The sequence below is a fragment of the Lachnospira intestinalis genome (assembly GCF_040095895.1).
Lineage (GTDB): Bacteria > Bacillota > Clostridia > Lachnospirales > Lachnospiraceae > Lachnospira > Lachnospira intestinalis.
Genome location: NZ_JBBMFS010000009.1, coordinates 103,249 through 120,852 on the forward strand (window position 1 = coordinate 103,249; position 17,604 = coordinate 120,852).

Annotated in this window: 17 protein-coding genes; 16 read left to right on the forward strand and 1 reads right to left on the reverse strand. The window is 43.1% G+C overall.

From position 1 onward, the window contains the following. Positions 1 to 138: 138 nt before the first annotated feature. The 11 genes from WMO37_RS10965 to WMO37_RS11015 all read left to right on the forward strand — a co-directional run bounded on the left by WMO37_RS10965 (position 139) and on the right by WMO37_RS11015 (position 12,208). Complete coding sequence (locus tag WMO37_RS10965) at positions 139 to 1,635, forward strand: M23 family metallopeptidase (protein ID WP_227091010.1); 1,497 nt, start codon at positions 139 to 141, stop codon at positions 1,633 to 1,635. A 180-nt stretch (positions 1,636 to 1,815) separates the two neighbouring features. Continuing rightward, positions 1,816 to 3,108: a UDP-N-acetylglucosamine 1-carboxyvinyltransferase gene (murA, locus tag WMO37_RS10970; protein ID WP_349155031.1), complete on the forward strand. Its 1,293-nt coding sequence runs from the start codon at positions 1,816 to 1,818 to the stop codon at positions 3,106 to 3,108. Between the two features lie 255 nt (positions 3,109 to 3,363). Next, positions 3,364 to 4,911 carry a sensor histidine kinase gene (locus tag WMO37_RS10975; protein ID WP_349155032.1) on the forward strand — a complete coding sequence of 516 codons (1,548 nt, stop codon included), beginning with the start codon at positions 3,364 to 3,366 and terminating at the stop codon, positions 4,909 to 4,911. 40 nt (positions 4,912 to 4,951) lie between these two features. Continuing rightward, a complete protein-coding gene (locus tag WMO37_RS10980; RefSeq protein WP_022432378.1) occupies positions 4,952 to 5,641 on the forward strand; it encodes a response regulator transcription factor in 690 nt (229 codons plus the stop codon). Between the two features lie 69 nt (positions 5,642 to 5,710). Continuing rightward, entirely contained in the window at positions 5,711 to 6,934 is a 1,224-nt protein-coding gene (locus tag WMO37_RS10985; RefSeq protein WP_349155033.1) for a GNAT family N-acetyltransferase, read from the forward strand. Positions 6,935 to 7,041: 107 nt separating this feature from the next. Next, complete coding sequence (locus tag WMO37_RS10990; RefSeq protein WP_349155034.1) at positions 7,042 to 8,217, forward strand: CobW family GTP-binding protein; 1,176 nt, start codon at positions 7,042 to 7,044, stop codon at positions 8,215 to 8,217. A gap of 44 nt (positions 8,218 to 8,261) precedes the next feature. Continuing rightward, positions 8,262 to 9,209, forward strand: a complete 948-nt coding sequence (locus tag WMO37_RS10995; protein WP_349155035.1) for a TIGR03943 family putative permease subunit — start codon at positions 8,262 to 8,264, stop codon at positions 9,207 to 9,209. A 20-nt stretch (positions 9,210 to 9,229) separates the two neighbouring features. After that, positions 9,230 to 10,132 carry an NAD(+) diphosphatase gene (nudC, locus tag WMO37_RS11000; RefSeq protein ID WP_349155036.1) on the forward strand — a complete coding sequence of 301 codons (903 nt, stop codon included), beginning with the start codon at positions 9,230 to 9,232 and terminating at the stop codon, positions 10,130 to 10,132. A gap of 88 nt (positions 10,133 to 10,220) precedes the next feature. Further along, entirely contained in the window at positions 10,221 to 10,799 is a 579-nt protein-coding gene (locus tag WMO37_RS11005; protein ID WP_349155053.1) for a nucleoside recognition domain-containing protein, read from the forward strand. Positions 10,800 to 10,852: 53 nt separating this feature from the next. Continuing rightward, a complete protein-coding gene (locus WMO37_RS11010; RefSeq protein ID WP_349155037.1) occupies positions 10,853 to 11,380 on the forward strand; it encodes a spore maturation protein in 528 nt (175 codons plus the stop codon). A gap of 27 nt (positions 11,381 to 11,407) precedes the next feature. Next, positions 11,408 to 12,208 (forward strand): MIP/aquaporin family protein, encoded by an 801-nt coding sequence (locus tag WMO37_RS11015; RefSeq protein WP_349155038.1) that lies wholly within the window; start codon positions 11,408 to 11,410, stop codon positions 12,206 to 12,208. Between the two features lie 152 nt (positions 12,209 to 12,360). Here WMO37_RS11015 and WMO37_RS11020 read toward each other — a convergent pair whose 3' ends face one another. Further along, positions 12,361 to 12,609 carry a YaaL family protein gene (locus WMO37_RS11020; RefSeq protein ID WP_349155039.1) on the reverse strand — a complete coding sequence of 83 codons (249 nt, stop codon included), beginning with the start codon at positions 12,607 to 12,609 and terminating at the stop codon, positions 12,361 to 12,363. A 133-nt stretch (positions 12,610 to 12,742) separates the two neighbouring features. Between WMO37_RS11020 and WMO37_RS11025 the strand changes: the two genes are divergently transcribed. The 5 genes from WMO37_RS11025 to WMO37_RS11045 all read left to right on the forward strand — a co-directional run bounded on the left by WMO37_RS11025 (position 12,743) and on the right by WMO37_RS11045 (position 17,571). Then, entirely contained in the window at positions 12,743 to 13,219 is a 477-nt protein-coding gene (locus tag WMO37_RS11025) for a prepilin peptidase (protein ID WP_349155040.1), read from the forward strand. A 131-nt stretch (positions 13,220 to 13,350) separates the two neighbouring features. Then, positions 13,351 to 14,370, forward strand: a complete 1,020-nt coding sequence (locus WMO37_RS11030) for a P-loop NTPase family protein (RefSeq protein ID WP_349155041.1) — start codon at positions 13,351 to 13,353, stop codon at positions 14,368 to 14,370. Beyond that, complete coding sequence (locus tag WMO37_RS11035) at positions 14,321 to 15,580, forward strand: TadA family conjugal transfer-associated ATPase (protein ID WP_349155042.1); 1,260 nt, start codon at positions 14,321 to 14,323, stop codon at positions 15,578 to 15,580. The genes WMO37_RS11030 and WMO37_RS11035 overlap by 50 nt, the downstream gene beginning before the upstream one ends. Beyond that, positions 15,543 to 16,337, forward strand: a complete 795-nt coding sequence (locus WMO37_RS11040) for a type II secretion system F family protein (protein ID WP_349155043.1) — start codon at positions 15,543 to 15,545, stop codon at positions 16,335 to 16,337. The genes WMO37_RS11035 and WMO37_RS11040 overlap by 38 nt, the downstream gene beginning before the upstream one ends. Continuing rightward, positions 16,318 to 17,571 (forward strand): hypothetical protein, encoded by a 1,254-nt coding sequence (locus WMO37_RS11045; RefSeq protein ID WP_349155044.1) that lies wholly within the window; start codon positions 16,318 to 16,320, stop codon positions 17,569 to 17,571. Before WMO37_RS11040 ends, WMO37_RS11045 begins: the two co-directional genes overlap by 20 nt. The last annotated feature ends 33 nt before the right edge of the window (positions 17,572 to 17,604 follow it).

Genomic DNA, 17,604 nt, shown 5'->3' on the forward strand with positions numbered 1-17,604 from the left:
CGCTCTTTACAAATTGCTCCGGATATGGTAACATGACAAATATTACAAAAGTGTTACAAAACAGTAAACTACACAGTTTATGGATTATGTTATAGATTATGATAGAAATGCCGTCACACGGCAGAAATGGAGAGAGTCATGTCACATTTTACCAAATATGGGAAAAGAATGAGACTGATGTTGCTGACAGCAATGTTTGTTGCCAGTATGGTATGCTTATTTGCAATACCGTTTGTAGAAAAGAATCTTTTAAATAATCAGGTAGCGTATTACCGTATAGAAGTAAACGGAACAGAAGTCGGGGCTGCCAATTCCCGCGCAGATGCGGCAAAAGCGCTTGCAGATGCAAGAGGACGGCTTTCCGGCATTTATCCTGATGTTGTATATATGGAGCCGGAGTATACGGTAATTAAAGAGAGCCATCTTACGGCGGAACGCATGAGTGAGGAAGAACTCTCAGACAGTATCTATAGTGCATTATTTTCCAGTATAACAGATGTGAATTCACAGATTGCCTATATGGTCAGAATGGACGATGCAACGGTTACACTTGCAAGTCTGGATGATGTGTATACGCTGCTTTCCCGTGTGGAACAGCAGTATGACACCCAAAAAGAGTATACGGTGCAGTTAAATGCCACAGGCAGCAGCGGAGATTATACCGTCAGCTTTGAAAAGACCCAGACGGATGCCAGCAAAGACATCGTATCTGCGGTACTAAGCGGACAGGCATCCACGACACAGGAAGACGGAACGGTCGTGCATGACGGGATTACATCCATTGATTTTGCGCAGAATGTAACTGTCAGCGAAGTGCTTCTTGCAAAGACCGGGATTGTCAATGTGGACACGGCTTACGAAGCAGTGACAAAATCATCAGAAAACCGTGTGTTATATGAAGTAAAGGCGGGAGAAACCGTTGAATCCGTCGCTTCCGATTACAGAATTGATAAAGAACAGATTTACGAATGGAATACGCAGCTGGATACGGATTCGGTGCTTGCAGAGGGTGAGATGATAACACTTTCTGTACCGGAAACCCTGCTGTCTGTTGTGATGACAAAGCGTGAAACATATGATGAGGCGTATCGTGCAACACCGCAGTATATACAGGATGAGGAAGCACAGAAGGGTAAGAATACGATAGAGGAAGAAGGAAGCACAGGAACCAGAAAGGTTACGGCAGAGGTTTCCTATATTAATGGAAGACGGACAGATACGAAGATTATAGATGAAAAAGTCCAGACAGAATCGCAGCCACAGGTGATTTCAGTGGGTACGCAGTCAGACAGTGCGTATGGGTTACCGGTTTCCGGACAGTTTGGCGGAAATGTAAATAACGGTGTCATCTGGCTTGCAAAAGAGCGGACATCTGTTTATGCGGCGGCAGAGGGTACGGTGACACGTACCGGATGGTATGCAGATTACGGATATTGTATTGACATTACACATAAAGACGGCTCCGTAACAAGATATGGACACCTTGATGCAATTGGTGTGGTAAAAGGGCAGAATGTGACAGCAGGACAGCTGATTGCCAACAGCGGCAGTACCGGAAACTGCGATGAACCGTGTCTGTATTTTGAGCTGTGGATAAACGGCAGCACCGTAAATCCACTGCGCTTTATTCAGTAAAAGATAGTTCTTATGTATCAGATAAAGCATATACTGTAAATGCGCCTTTGCAAAACAAAGCTATTTTCGCAAGGTTTTTTTGGCTGTACTCTTTACAAATGTGATGTTTATGTTATAATTTAACAGAATATGTTGAAAATAATAATGAAGTTGATATAGATAAGATAGAGGTGCATAACAATGGAACAGTATGTGATTAAGGGTGGAGTACGCCTTCAAGGAGAAGTTTCCATAGGTGGAGCAAAGAATGCAGCACTCGGCATTCTCGCTGCTGCGATTATGACAGATGAAACGGTAACGATAGAAAACGTGCCGAATGTACGGGATATTCGTGTACTTTTACAGGCAATTGAGGGGATTGGTGCAAAGGTTACTTATGTATACAATAATTCCGTTCAGATTAACAGTGGTTCTATCAGTGATATTAATGTAGATTACGAATATATTAAGAAAATCAGGGCGTCATATTATTTACTGGGCGCACTGCTTGGAAAGTACAAGGAATCCCAGGTGGCTCTTCCGGGCGGATGTAATATCGGAAGCCGTCCGATTGACCAGCACATCAAGGGCTTTAAGGCTTTGGGTGCGGAAGTGGATATTTCCTACGGAAAGATTCATACAAAGGCAGAAAAGCTTGTGGGCAGCCACATTTATTTTGATGTCGTGACAGTCGGCGCAACAATTAACCTGATGTTAGCTTCCTGCATGGCAGAAGGCGATACGATTCTTGAAAATGCAGCAAAAGAGCCGCATATCGTAGATGTAGCGAACTTCTTAAATGCAATGGGCGCGAATATCAAAGGGGCCGGAACAGACGTTATCCGTATTAAAGGCGTTTCCCGTCTGCACGGTACGACGTATTCGATTATTCCGGATCAGATTGAAGCGGGAACATTTATGTTTGCGGCAGCAGCAACCAAAGGTGATATTACGGTAAGAGATGTCATTCCAAAACATCTGGAATCTTTATCTGCAAAGCTGCTTGAAATCGGATGTCAGGTCATTGAAGGTGATGACAGCGTACGTGTTATTGGCAGTGAAGAATTAAAATCTACCAATGTAAAGACACTCCCGTATCCGGGATTTCCAACGGATATGCAGCCACAGATGGCAGTTGTTCTTGCACTTGCCAACGGTTCAAGCATGGTAACGGAAAGCATTTTTGAAAACCGTTTTAAATATGTAGACGAATTAAACCGCATGGGCAGCAAGATTAAGGTAGAGGGTAACACCGCTTATATCGAAGGTGTATCCGGATTTACAGGCGCACAGCTTGCAGCACCGGATTTACGTGCGGGTGCGGCACTTGTACTTGCAGCACTTGCAGCGGAAGGCATTTCCGAAATTGAGGACATTGAATATATTCAGAGAGGGTACGAAGATTTTGAAGGAAAGTTAAGAAGTCTTGGTGCTTTAATTGAACGTGTCGATTCAGAAAGAGATGTACAGAAATTTAAATTAAAAATCGGCTGATGAAAACTGGTATACACTGATGCGGAAACGTGGGTGTGTACCAGCCTTTTTACTTTTATTACTAATATTTAATAAAATTTATTGTTTGTTTTGATAAAAATAAGACAATTTGTGATATGATAAATTTGGTATTTATCTATTTCACACACGCATTTTGTGTCCGTGCGCACAGAACACAAATTCATTATGCGGACCGGAATCATATAGGCTGCAGAATATAGCTAAAATAGACGTAGGGCGTGCGCAGAAATGAAGATGACAATGAAACTGAAAAATAAATTAATATTAACTTTTTGCATTATGAGTATTCTTCCGATGGTTCTGTGCGGACTGGTTATCTGCGGCATGTATAAAATCCATGCACAGAATATGTACCAGACCTATGAGATAGACAGTCAGACATTTCTGATTGATTTTTACTCGCCGATGGAGCTGATGGGAAAGATTACGGAAAATATTTATGACGATATCCGTGAAATTGCAGAGGAAAATCCGGAAAAGTTTAACGATGAAAGCTATCTGGAGCATATTGATTACAGACTGTCAGAGAAGCTCTCAGAGCTGGTTGTCCGTAAAAACGGGGTCTATACATATCAGTCAGAGGTGCTTAAAGAAAAAAATATTGATGAGCTGCTTCCGGCATATGATGAAGATGAGAACATTTGTGATGTGGCACTTTATAAGGGCGGCGACTACCAGACACTGGTAAAGCAGATTAATTTTTCCGACAGTCAGGGCAATGAATACAGTGTATCCATTCTGACATCATTAAATCAGATTGTACCGCAGCTGAAAATGTTTGCAATCGAACTGTTTGCGGCAGTTTTTCTGATACTGGTGATTACAAGCCTGATACTGAATCTGTGGATATACCGTTCCGTTGTGACACCGCTTAATAAGCTGAAGCTGGCGACACATAATATACAGGCGGGTAATTTTGATTTTGAAATGCCGAATGTCCCGAAAAATGAAATCGGTGATGTGTGCCGTGATTTTGAGGAAATGCGTGTCATTTTAAAGCAGTCGTCCGAAGACAAGATTCGTTCCGATATGGAAGAAAAAGAGCTGATCCGCAATATTTCACATGATTTAAAGACACCGCTGACGGCGATTAAAGGTTATGTGGAAGGGATTCAGGACGGTATTGCGGATACACCGCAGAAGCAGGAAAAGTATCTGCGTACAATTGCCAATAAGGTCAATGATATGGACAAGCTGATTGATGAGCTGACGATTTATTCCAAGTTAGATACCAATCGTGTGCCGTATTCCTTTGCAAAGATTCCGATTAAGGGATATTTTGATGACTGCTGTGAGGAGATTAAGATTGACTTAGAAGCGCAGGGCATTGATCTGGATTACCGTTGTTATGCGGGGGATGATGTGTTTATCGTTGCAGATGCGGAACAGTTAAAGCGTGTCATCAACAATATTGTCAGCAACTCCGTAAAATACCGCGACGAAAGCCGGAAAGAAAAAATTACAATTGCCGTTTATGACGAGGGTGATTATGTACACATTCTGCTGGCAGACAACGGAAAAGGCATTGGGGCAAGAGAACTGCCGCGTATTTTTGAACGTTTTTACAGAACGGATTCATCAAGAAACAGCAGGCAGGGCGGAAGTGGTATCGGACTTGCCATTGTTAAAAAAATTATTGAAGACCACAAGGGAAAAATCTGGGCAGAAAGTGTGGAGGGCGAAGGAACAGCCATGCATATCAATCTGTTAAAATATAAAGATAATTCCCATTATTGTATAGAAGATAAAAGTGGAAAAAAGAGTGCAAAGGGACTCAGATAAAATGTAACACAGAAATGTAAAACAGAAAGGAAATTGGGGTATGAGCAGAGTATTAATAGTAGAAGATGAAGAAGCCATTGCAGAAATTGAAAAAGATTATCTGGAATTAAGTGATTTTGAAGTTGTCATTAAGTCAGACGGTACACAGGGACTGGCAACCGCTTTAAATGAAGATTTTGATATTATGATTTTAGATGTCATGCTGCCGGGAACGGACGGTTATGAAATCTGCCGTCAGGTCCGTGAAGTCAAAAACACACCGATTATCATGGTATCGGCAAAGAAAGAAGACATTGATAAAATCCGCGGACTGGGTGTCGGCGCAGATGATTATATGACAAAGCCGTTCAGTCCGAGCGAACTGGTGGCAAGAGTAAAAGCACATCTGGCAAGATATGAGCGCTTGGTCAGCAGTGCAAAGCAGGAAAATGATGTGATTGAAATCCGCGGCATTAAGATTGACAAGACGGCAAGACGTGTTTTTGTCAACGGCGAGGAAAAAGTTTTTACGACGAAGGAATTTGATCTGCTGACATTCCTTGCAGAGCACCCAAACCACGTATTTACAAAGGACGAACTGTTTAAAGAAATCTGGGATATGGATTCTATCGGTGATATTGCAACCGTTACCGTGCATATCAAAAAGATTCGTGAAAAGATTGAGTATGATACGTCAAAGCCGCAGTATATTGAAACCATCTGGGGTGTCGGATATAGATTTAAAATGTAATATAGGGTATGATAACAGCCTGTGGTGTTTTGCATCATAGGCTTTTACTATGAAAATGAAGAAAAGGGTATGGATAAAATGGCTAGGAAAACAAAATACGAAATACGAACGTTAAAAACGGAAACGGATGATGTCAACCAGTATAATGCGCTGCTCCGGTACGCTTTTCAGGTGACAGAACAGGAACTGGCAGAAACCGGCTGGCGGGACGATGAGATTAAACAGTCCAAGTTCCCGGTCTTAGACCGTGCGGACGTGCTGGGCTGTTTTGACGGAAAGACACTCATTTCGCAGTTTGCGGTTTATCCGCTCAAAATGAATATTTACGACACGGTTTTTCAGATCGGATTTGTAACAAGTGTCTGCACCTATCCGGAGTATTCGGGACACGGCATTATGAAAAAACTCATGGTAAAGAGCCTGACCAATATGCGGCATAAGGGCCAGTCGTTTGCACTGTTGTATCCGTATTCCATTCCGCTGTATCACAAGCTTGGCTGGGAAATCGTATCCAATAAAATCTCCTATACGGTCAAAGACCGCCAGATACCGGCGAAAGCGACTGCGCCGGGGTATGTGCGCCGCGTGGACTGGGAAAATGCCGATTTTATGAATCTTCATTCGACTTTTGCATCCGTGACACACGGCTGTCTGTTCCGCAATGCGCTGGCATGGGAAGAATACTGGCGCTGGGACGAGGATGACACCAATGTGGCAGTCTATTACAATGAAGCGGATAAGCCGTGCGGTTACATGGTTTATCTGATCAAGTCCGACATTATGCACATAAAAGAAATGATTTATTTAAACCGTGAGGCACAGCAAGGCTTGTGGGAGTATATCCGTGCGCATGAATCCATGATTGACGAAGTCCGCGGAAACACCTATTTTAGCGAGCCGATAGCCTTTGAAATGGATGACGGCGATATCCGCGAAATGATTCGTCCGTACTGCATGGGCAGAATCGTCGATGTGGAGCAGTTCTTTGAAAATTATCCGTGCGACCCGGACGAAAAACCGGTGCGGATTGCGTTTGAACTGCATGATGAACTGCTTTCATGGAATAATAAGACGGTGACGGTGCTGTTTGAGGACGGACACTGTAAAATTACAAAAGAACCCGCAGATTATACCTTAAAAATGAGCATTGCGACACTCACAACCCTGCTTTTAGGATACAAGACCGCAGAACGTCTGTATGAAATGGAGCGGATAGAAGGCACGGAGGAAGCTGCAGAACATTTAGATGATGTATTGTTTCACAAGATTCCGTATATTTCGGACTATATTTAATAAGAATTTTATATTTATCGGCAGGAACAGGGGAGTTGACAGCATTGGTATAATAAAAGATAAGGAAAAGATTAGAACTTGCCGTAAAGGCAGAAAGGAAGATAATCATGACAAAGGTAGATATTATTTCAGGATTTTTAGGTGCAGGAAAAACCACTTTAATCAGTAAATTATTAAAAGAAGCATTAAAGGACGAGCAGGTCGTTCTGATAGAAAACGAATTTGGCGAAATCGGTATTGACGGTGGATTTTTAAAGGATTCCGGCGTGGAAATCAGGGAAATGAATTCCGGCTGTATCTGCTGTTCACTGGTAGGCGACTTCGGTACATCTTTAAAGGAAGTTGTTGACAAGTACCATCCGGACAGAATCATCATCGAGCCGTCAGGTGTCGGCAAGCTCTCCGATGTCATTAAGGCAGTAAAGGACCTTCATATCGAAAATGAAATCCGCTTAAACAGTGCATCAACTGTAGCAGATGCTTCTAAAGTAAAAGTATACATGAAGAACTTCGGTGAATTCTTCAACAACCAGATTGAACATGCAGGCACAATCATTTTAAGCCGTACACAGAATGTCAGCGAAGACAAGTTAAAGAAGGCTATTGAACTGATTCGTACAGTCAATGCCAATGCACATATTATTACGACACCTTGGGATGACTTAGAGGGTACACAGATTTTAGGTGCCATGGAAAACGTAACGAACCTCGAACTGGAAATGCTTGCAGAAGCAGCTGAAAAAGCGCATGAAGAACATGAACACGAGCATCATCACCATCATGACGGCGAGGAGTGCTGCTGTGGTCATCATCACGATGAGGACGAACACGACCACCATCATGACCACGATGAGGACGAACACGAACATCACCATCACGGACATGACGAGGAATGTGGCTGCGGACATGACCATGACCACGAGGAACATGAACATCATCATCACGACCATGATGGCGAATGTGGCTGCGGACATGACCATCACCATGAAGGACATCATCATGCAGATGACGTATTCTCAAGCTGGGGTACGGAAACACCGAATAAATATGATAAAGCAACACTTGAAGGTATTTTAAAGAAGCTGGCTGAAACAGAAGAATATGGTAAGATTCTGCGTTCAAAGGGTATGCTTCCTTGCACGGACGGCACATGGATGTATTTTGATTTAGTACCGGGAGAATACGAAATCCGTGACGGCAAGGCAGATTTCACAGGAAGAATCTGCGTCATCGGTGCTGAATTAAAAGAAGATGCGTTAAAAACATTATTTGAAATCGCCTAAGCTCTGCGGCAATTCACAGGGACAGGAGTTGAAAGGAAGGACATATGGCAGAAGAAGAATACCAGATTCCGATATTTTTTATTAACGGACAGTTAGACAGCGGAAAGACTCGTTTTATAACAGAAACAATTGAGATGGGACAGTTTGCGGAAGCAAAAAATAAGCTGCTCATTGTATGCGAAGAAGGCGAGGAGGAGTACGATGAAAAAATGCTCAAAGATAACGGTGTGAGCATGGTTGTACTTGAAAAAGAAGATTTAACCGAAGAAAAGTTAAAAGAACTGGATAAGCAGTATGACCCATGGATTGTTATTGTCGAGTACAACGGCATGTGGGACCCGGCACTTTTAATGGGAACTGCAAAGCCGTTTGGCTGGCAGATTTATCAGTCCATTACACTGGTGAATGCAGAAACCTTCGGTGTACAGTGGGCAAATATGAAATCCATCATGGCTGAAATGGTTAAAAATGTAGATATGGTTATTTTTAACCGCTGCAGCAGCGGCATGGATCTTGGCAGCTACAGAAGAAGCATGAAAGCGTTAAATTCATACGTACAGATAGTCTTTGAAGACAAAAACGGCGATATGATGTCCATTGCAGAGCAGCTTCCGTATGATGTCAATGCAAATGTGATTGAGGTCGATGACTGCGATTACGGCATCTGGTACATGGACGTTTCCGAGCGCCCTGAAGTGTATAAGGGTAAAACCGTACGCTTTAAGGGGCAGGTTTTAAAAAATAAATATTTTAAAGACAAAAATTTTGTACCGGGCAGAAAGGTCATGACCTGTTGTGCAGAGGATACTTCCTTTATCGGTTATATCAGTTTTTACGATAAAATATCTTCTCTTGAAAATAGACAGTGGATTACGGTAACGGCACAGATTGCATATGAGTTCCAGATGGCATATAAGAAAAAAGGTCCGGTTCTTTATGTGCAGAAGGTAGAACCGGCAGAAGCACCGGAAGACGAACTGGTTTACTTCTAAATAAAGAGAGGACAATACCGATGATTCAGGATATTTTACCACGCCATCTGGACAATCAGTTCAGGTGGCTGACACCGCAGAAAAGCGATATTATTCTTTTATTTGAGGGCTCCAGTGTGCTTGCAAAATGGCAGGATGAAAAAATTTATTATCCTGATTACGAAGAATTCTGCACACAGACAGATGCGGCAAAATACACGTTTATTTATGTATTGTCTGTCGATGAAATCCAGTATTTTCTGGCAATGCGCAAAGGAGAAGTGCTGGAGGGCAGCTTTCAGGGAGAGCTTTCCGATGCGAAAGTGCATGAGGAATATCAAAGCGAATTAGACGGCTATGATTTTTTAGGTGTCAATATCTTCCGCAGTGCCGTACCGAAATACAGGGCATTTGCAGCGATTACGGCATATCATTTATATGGCTGGTACCGTGACAACCGTTTCTGCGGCAGATGCGGAAAACCGATGGTACACGATAAAAAGGAACGCATGGTGCGATGCATGTGCTGCAACAATATGGTGTTCCCGAAAATTTGTCCGGCGGTGATTATCGGCGTGACAGACGGGGACAGAATATTGCTCACCAAATATGCGGGAAGAACATATAAAAATTATGCGCTGGTTGCCGGATTTACGGAAATCGGAGAAACGCTGGAACAGACCGTAGAGCGGGAAGTCATGGAAGAAGTAGGGCTTCACGTAAAAAATATCCGGTATTACAAGAGCCAGCCGTGGGCGTTAAGCGGTTCGCTGCTTGCGGGATTTTTTTGCGAACTGGACGGTGACGATACAATCAGCTTGCAGGAAGATGAGCTGTCTGTCGGGAAATGGGCCCATGCAGATGACCTTGAACTCGAAGATGACGGCATCAGCCTGACAAGAGAAATGATTTTAAAATTTAAAGAAGAACACACCAAAAGATAAACGGATAACAGACATGCGGCAGAAAATTTACGCATATATTGAAGATGAATTTAGTATATTTCATGATTTCATGTGGAAATGGAGCAGCATGTTAAATTATTTGTGGGCGGCAATGATTGTAATCGGAATTGTATACGGCGCTTTTACCGGCAATATGACAGCTGTATCGGACGGAGCGCTCGATTCGGCAAAAGAAGCGGTTACGTTGTGCATTACCATGCTTGGTGTGATGTCTCTTTGGACGGGGCTTATGGAAATTGCCAATCGCTCAGGACTGATTGATAAATGTACCAAAGCGATTCTGCCATTGATGCAGTGGCTGTTTCCGGGTGTACCAAAAGACCACGATGCGATGCAGCATATTACCACCAATGTCATCGCCAATTTTTTAGGGCTTGGCTGGGCGGCGACACCGGCGGGACTGCGTGCAATGAAAGCGCTTTCAGAGTTAAACGTGGAAAACAGCCGCGCCAGCACAGATATGTGTACCTTTCTTGTAATTAATATTTCTTCGATTCAGCTGATTCCGGTCAATATTATTGCATACCGCAGCCAGTACGGCAGTGTGAATCCGACGGCAATTGTAGCACCGGCAATTCTTGCGACCACAGTCAGTACATTGGCTGCGATTGTATTTTGTAAGATGATGGCAGGAAAATCGGCATAACATTTGTACTGACGTCATATATTTATAATAATGTACAAAATGACGGTGGTTTCATGGGATTTATCGTTGCAGTATCCGCATTTATTATTCCACTCATTATTTTTTATGTGGTTGTGGACGGAATCATACATCAGACGGATGTCTATGATGTATTTGTTGAAGGTGCAAAAGACGGCATGAAAACGGTGGTGTCCATTCTTCCGACACTGATTGGACTGATGATGGCAGTTGGAATTTTGCGGGCATCCGGTTTCCTTGCGTGGATTTCCGCAAAGATCGGAATACTGACAGACCCGTTTGGGATTCCCTCACAGATGATTCCTCTGATTATCGTCAGAATGTTCAGTTCTTCGGCGGCAACGGGGTTATCACTGGATTTGTTCCGGGAATATGGAACGGATTCTTACATAGGACTGATTACATCCATTATGATGAGCTGTACAGAAACGATATTTTATACAATGTCGGTCTATTTTCTGGCGGCAAAGGTGCGAAAGACGCGGTGGACGCTTGCGGGAGCACTTGTATCGACAGCAGCGGGAATTGCAGCAAGTGTTTTTCTGGCACGCCTGATGAGTTAAAAATAAAAAATGGAGGATTACAGGAAAATGAAAAAATATCTGGCAGAATTTCTCGGCACATTTATCCTGACATTTATGGTATGCGGGGCAGTCTCATTCACGGGTGGATATGCGGGGTATCTCGGTGTTGTCGGCATTGCGCTGACAGCCGGTTTTACGGTGGCGGTGCTGTTATACGTTTTTGGCACGGTATCGGGAGCACATTGTAATCCGGCAGTGTCGGCGGGCATGCTGATTGCCGGAAGGCTCAGTGTCGTGGATTTTATGGGTTATGTGGTATCACAGGTGTTTGGCGCACTTGCAGCGGCATTTGCCCTGTATGGATTGTCAAAGTCATTTGACACACAGGTAATATCCCAGTATCAGTCCTATGGATATGATTTGGTCGGACTTGGCACAAATGGTTATGCAGATACATCGGCTTTCTTAAAAATTAATGTCTGGGGTGCATTTGTTACGGAGCTGCTCTTGACATTTGTCTTTGTGCTGGCATTTCTCTGTGTGACGGCGAAAACAGCGTACAAAAATGTGGCAGGGCTGGTAGCCGGTATGGCATTTTGCATGGCAGAACTGTTTGGACTGGTACTTACAGGCGCAGGAATCAATCCGGCAAAAAGCTTTGGTACAGCCTTTGTAAAGGCAGTTTTTGGTGATGTAAAGGCTCTTTCACAGGTCTGGGTATTTCTTGTGGCACCGCTTGCGGGCGGCCTGCTTGCGGGACTTTGCAGCCTTTATTTTTACGGAAAGCCAAGAAAAAAGATTTCCCGGAAGGAAACCGATGAAAAAGAAGCGCTGGAGCTTTTGGAAAAAGAAGAAACGACAGAATAACACAGACGGATAAAATGCAGTGTTTTTTGTGAGCGTATCACGAAAATCATTCATTTTATCCGTTTTTTTGCTTTTATTATAATATACTCTGAAAATATAAGAATAAGTATTGACAAATAGATTTAAAAGGTGTATTATACGCATACAATACATCATACATCTGCGATATGAACAGCCTTTGCAGATGATTTTTCATATTCTTTTGCTTTTTGCAGAAGATATTTATAACGCTTCTGTTCGGAGTTGACCTGATAGATATAGCAGTCAATCAGATCCGGGTCGGTAGCGTTGTCAAAGTTTGAATAAGCGGCGCTTAAAGCTCTCTTTGTCAGGGCGATTTCCTGCAAGAGGTACTGGTTTTCCTGCGTGACAGGCTTATTATTCTTTTTTAATAATTTCACTAAGAATCCCTCACTTTATAGTTCGTTAATAGAATGATTTGCAAATATAATCGACGACTATATTATATTTTCAGTATAGACAGACAGCCGTCTGAATATACAAAAAAAGGAAAAATTTTTAAGGAGGAACTGGATGGTTTCGTATTTACCGGAAATCCGTGCAGGTATGGCATTGTTACTGGCGTTTTGCGCCATGGTTCAGGATCTGCGGAATTTTAAAATCGGCAACCGGCAGATTTTAGTGGGGTTACTCGGGGCAGCAGGATGTATGGCGTATGAGTGGATGATGGGAGGTGTGTGTGCAGAACAACTGACAGCGGGATTTAGTATATTGGGTGTATTGTATATGGTTTATCTGATTGGAGGTATCGGAGCAGGGGATGTAAAACTCCTTGCCGTGACAGGATTTATATGGGGCAGACCGGTCTGGAAGATTACGGTGCTTGCATTTTTAATCGCATCCGGCATGGGGCTTGCAGGGATTTTAAGTGGAAAGCTTAAAAAACGTGAAATGAATGTGATGAATTGTACATCAGTCCGTCTGCATGTTATGCATTTTGGAGCAGCAGTTTTTGTGGCGGAACTGGTAACGGGGTGGCTTATGTTTTAATAACACAGTTACAAAAAGTCAGAGGGGCACAAGACAGCAGGGAAAAACAGAGGAGTAAAAGGCGGGGTGAGAAAAGACAACGGAGTAAAAAGATAAGGAAGCAGAGAAATAGCGGAAAGGAGAAGGTAGGTGTGCAGGAAAATTGTATTATTTTTGATACGGATGAGCAGTATGGAAAGCGGCTGATGTGTGCCATCAGCAGACACAAAAATCTGCCGTTTGGCGTTCAGTTATTTACCCGTGCAGATGAAATGGAGATTTATCTGGAGCATCATACGGCAGATATGATGGTTGTCAGTGAAACGTGCTGTGAATACGGCGCAGAAAAGCCGTGTGAAAAACAAGCAAAAAAAATGCTGGTGCTGACAGAAGAACAAAAGACAGCAGGGGAAAATAAATCCGGAAATACCGCAGAAGTGCGGGAAATATACAAATACCAGCCGGCGGATTCAATTTTAAGGGAAATTATCCAGTTTTTGGGCGGAAAAGAACAAAAGCAGGAAGATGTTGAACTGATAGGCGTATATTCTCCGGTCTATGAACCTTTGCGGAGTGCATTTGCATTGAGTCTGACACAGGTAATGGCAGAAAGCGGCAGAACACTGTATTGTAATCTGGAAGCATTTTCAGGGCTTGAAGAAGTGCTTGCCGCACAGGACAGGGAAAACTTATCAGATATGATATATTACTACAGAAACGCGGGTGCGGAAGTGACAGAACAGATGAAACAGATGATTGTGAGTCTGCCGGGTTTTGATTATATTGCGCCGGTGGAATTTGCGCAGGATATCAGCAGTATGCAGACACAGGAACTGACGGAATTTTTCTTGAAAATTGCAAAGGAGTGCGGCTATCAGAAAGTTGTTCTGGAAATTTCGTCTGCGGTCGCATCACAGTGGAAAATGATTTTTGCGTGCAGCAGGGTCTATATGCCGGTCCGGCAGGATTATATTTCGGTCAGAAAGGTGCAGGCATTTGAAAAGTATCTGCTGATGGCAGGAATGGAGCATTTGTGGAACCGGATTGAAAAAGTGGAACTGCCGCAGAATAATCTGCAATTTAATGCGGCGTACATTGGAAGCAGGGAGGGAGAAGAAATGAATGGATTTGTTAGGACATTATTTACAGGACAGGCAGCAAAAAATCCGTAAAACAACAGATGGAATCAGAAGTGAAATTTATGAACAGTTAGACTGCGGAGAAGAAATTTCCGATGAACGGCTCGGACAGATAATTGATGAGAAGATCAGACAGAAACAGGATATACAGCTTGCGCTTGAGGAGCGGGAAAGTATCCACCGAGAAATATTTGCCGCAATCCGTGGACTGGATGTATTACAGGAACTTTTGGAAGACGATTCCATTACAGAGATTATGGTCAACGGAACGCAGGATATTTTTCTGGAACGGTGTGGCAGACTGGAACGGTGCAGTAAGCATTTTGAAAATAAGGCGCGGTTAAGTGATGTGGCACAGCGGATTGCGGCAGTGTCAAACAGACTGGTAAACGAATCTGTTCCGATACTGGACACCCATCTGGAGGACGGTTCAAGAGTGAGTATTGTACTGCCGCCGGTTGCGCTAAACGGGCCGGTCATTACAATTCGTAAATTTTACGACACACCGCTGACCATAGAATGCCTGACCGGTATGGGAGCAATAACCAAAGAGGCGGCACAGTTTTTGGAAAAAGCGGTGCGTGCAGGTTACAATATCTTTATCAGCGGAGGTACAGGGTGTGGAAAAACAACCTTTTTAAACGCACTGTCTAATTTTATTCCCAAAGATGAACGCATTATTACCATAGAAGATTCAGCAGAATTACAGATTAAAAATGCAGCAAATCTTGTGCGGCTGGAAGCAAGAAATGCCAATGTAGAGGGGAAAAACGAAGTGACTATCCGGGATTTGTTAAAGGCAAGCCTGCGTATGCGTCCGGACAGGATTATTGTTGGTGAAATCCGCGGGGCAGAGGCAATTGATATGCTTCAGGCAATGAATACGGGTCATGACGGAAGTCTTTCCACGGGACACAGTAACAGTGCAAAAGATATGATTTCCAGACTGGAAACAATGGTGCTTATGGGAATGGATATGCCGTCGGCAGCCGTTAAACAGCAGATTGCATCAGCAATTGATTTGATTGTACATCTGGGAAGAATGCGCGATAAATCAAGAAAAGTATTGCAGATTGCAGAAGTTTTAAATTTACAGAATGGAGAGATTCCGCTCCGGACAATTTATGAATTTGAGGAGCAGGGGAAAGGAGAAGATGGAAAAGTGGAAGGAAAATTGGTACGAAGGGCGGAAACGCTGGAAAACAATGCCAAAATGGCTGCAGCAGGAATTACCGGATATTAAGAAAAGTACCGCAGCCGCATGGATTTACAGACGTTATGACATTTCTTTAAGGGATTTTTTAAAGATTACCCTGTCTGGCATTGGTTTGTTATTGATAACAGCTGATATCTTTTATCACAATTTACTGGCAGCAGCAGTGTTGTGTCCGTATTTGCATTTCCGTTTAAAAATCAAATCGGAAGAACTGCATAAACAGCGCAGGGAGCGGCTGAAAATGCAGTTTAAGGACGGAATGCAGTCAGTGGCTTTTTCTTTAAATTCAGGGTACTCCATAGAAAATGCGTGGAAAGAAGCAATTGTGGAAATGCGTCTTTTATATGGGGAAAACAGTGAAATCGTTACGGAATTCCAAAGAATTATCAATCGTCTGGAGAGAAATGAAAATATCGAAGATGTTTTAGAGGAATTCGCTAAAAAAAGCGGAGTCGCAGACATTGAGTATTTTGCGGCAGTATTCCGGTATGCCAAACGGTATGGCGGTGATTTAATTGCAATTATCCGTCATACGGCAGAAACCATTCGTGAAAAAAATGAAACCTATAATGAAATACAGACCATCATCAGCGGAAAGAAGATGGAACAGAAGGTCATGAGTGCCGTTCCGTTTTTTCTGCTGGGGTATATGAAACTGACAGCGTGGGATTTTATCTGCCCACTATACGGAAATCCGGCAGGTGTGCTGATGATGAGTATTTCTCTTATGGTATATATAGGAGCGGATTATATTGCAGGAAAAATTGTCGAAATTGAAGTATAAGTTTAAGACAGAAGTAAAATCCGGAAAGTCAGGTTATATGCTGTATGCGGCAGTGCTGGCGGGGATATTCTGTATTGCGGTTTTAAAGACAGGCGGGAAAGAGCAGTCGCAGACACAGACAATTGTACGACCGGATTATACAGACAGTGCAGACAATATCGAACTGGAGGTGCTTGCAGAAGGAGAGGAAAAGCCTTTTTTGGTGGAACTGGAGGTATCACCCAGACAGTATGATGCACAGCAGATAGAAGGTATTTTTGATACTGTGTATGAGCAGATTTTACAGGAAATGGTTTCCGGCAATGAAAGTCTTTCCTGTGTGCGGCAGAATTTAAAACTTGTGACAGAATCACAGGACTATCCGGTAACGGCAGAGTGGTATTCAGAGGATACTGCGGTTATTGATACAGATGGAACCGTGTACAATACAGAATTTGAGCCGGGACAAAAAGAAACAGTCCGGTTAGTTCTGATATTAAAATACGGAGAGTACCGGTGTGAATATCCGATAGAGGCAGTTGTATGGGAAGCACAGTATGATACGGCAGAACAAAAGCAGACAGGAATTGTAAATGTACTGACACAGCTTGAAAAGAACTCACAAGAGGAGGTGCTTACACTGCCGGATACCATACATGGCATGAAGGTAACTTATCAGAGCAGTCCGGTACAGAAATCCGGCATTTTAGGATTATGCGGACTGCTGCTTGTACCGCTGTTATTAAGCTTTCGTAAAAAAGAACAGAAGATGCAGGCTGAAAAGAGAAGAAAGGAGCAGCTTACGTATGATTATGCCGAAGTGATTTCAAAGCTGGTGCTGCTTGCAGGAGCGGGAATGACGATTCGCAGGGCATGGGAAAAAATTGCCGGTGATTATCAGAAAAAACCATGCGGCGGAAAAAGGTATGTTTATGAAGAAATGGTAAGAACTTGTGCAGAGATGAATACGGGAGTCCCGGAACGAAGCGCATATGAGCGGTTTGCAAGGAGGTGTGATACAAAAGAATACTTAAAACTGGCATCGCTTTTGTCCCAAAATGTAAAAAAAGGAACGACAGATATTTTAAAGCTTTTAGAGCAGGAGTCGCAGTCGGCATTTGAGCAGCACAAAAATCTGGCAAAGAAAAAAGGTGAAGAAGCAGGGACAAAACTCCTGTTTCCAATGATTCTTATGCTGATGACAGTAATGGCGATGCTGATGTTTCCGGCAATAGTGTCTTTTCAGACATTTTAAAATAAACATAGGCCAAACGGCGGAAAGGAGCAG

Bases quoted from the DNA above. Each gene is read 5' to 3' on its own strand.
- WMO37_RS10965 (WP_227091010.1), top strand. From the start codon at position 139: ATGTCACATTTTACCAAATATGGGAAAAGAATGAGACTGATGTTGCTG.
- murA (WP_349155031.1), top strand. From the start codon at position 1,816: ATGGAACAGTATGTGATTAAGGGTGGAGTACGCCTTCAAGGAGAAGTT.
- WMO37_RS10975 (WP_349155032.1), top strand. From the start codon at position 3,364: ATGACAATGAAACTGAAAAATAAATTAATATTAACTTTTTGCATTATG.
- WMO37_RS10980 (WP_022432378.1), top strand. From the start codon at position 4,952: ATGAGCAGAGTATTAATAGTAGAAGATGAAGAAGCCATTGCAGAAATT.
- WMO37_RS10985 (WP_349155033.1), top strand. From the start codon at position 5,711: ATGGATAAAATGGCTAGGAAAACAAAATACGAAATACGAACGTTAAAA.
- WMO37_RS10990 (WP_349155034.1), top strand. From the start codon at position 7,042: ATGACAAAGGTAGATATTATTTCAGGATTTTTAGGTGCAGGAAAAACC.
- WMO37_RS10995 (WP_349155035.1), top strand. From the start codon at position 8,262: ATGGCAGAAGAAGAATACCAGATTCCGATATTTTTTATTAACGGACAG.
- nudC (WP_349155036.1), top strand. From the start codon at position 9,230: ATGATTCAGGATATTTTACCACGCCATCTGGACAATCAGTTCAGGTGG.
- WMO37_RS11005 (WP_349155053.1), top strand. From the start codon at position 10,221: ATGTTAAATTATTTGTGGGCGGCAATGATTGTAATCGGAATTGTATAC.
- WMO37_RS11010 (WP_349155037.1), top strand. From the start codon at position 10,853: ATGGGATTTATCGTTGCAGTATCCGCATTTATTATTCCACTCATTATT.
- WMO37_RS11015 (WP_349155038.1), top strand. From the start codon at position 11,408: ATGAAAAAATATCTGGCAGAATTTCTCGGCACATTTATCCTGACATTT.
- WMO37_RS11025 (WP_349155040.1), top strand. From the start codon at position 12,743: ATGGTTTCGTATTTACCGGAAATCCGTGCAGGTATGGCATTGTTACTG.
- WMO37_RS11035 (WP_349155042.1), top strand. From the start codon at position 14,321: ATGGATTTGTTAGGACATTATTTACAGGACAGGCAGCAAAAAATCCGT.
- WMO37_RS11040 (WP_349155043.1), top strand. From the start codon at position 15,543: ATGCCAAAATGGCTGCAGCAGGAATTACCGGATATTAAGAAAAGTACC.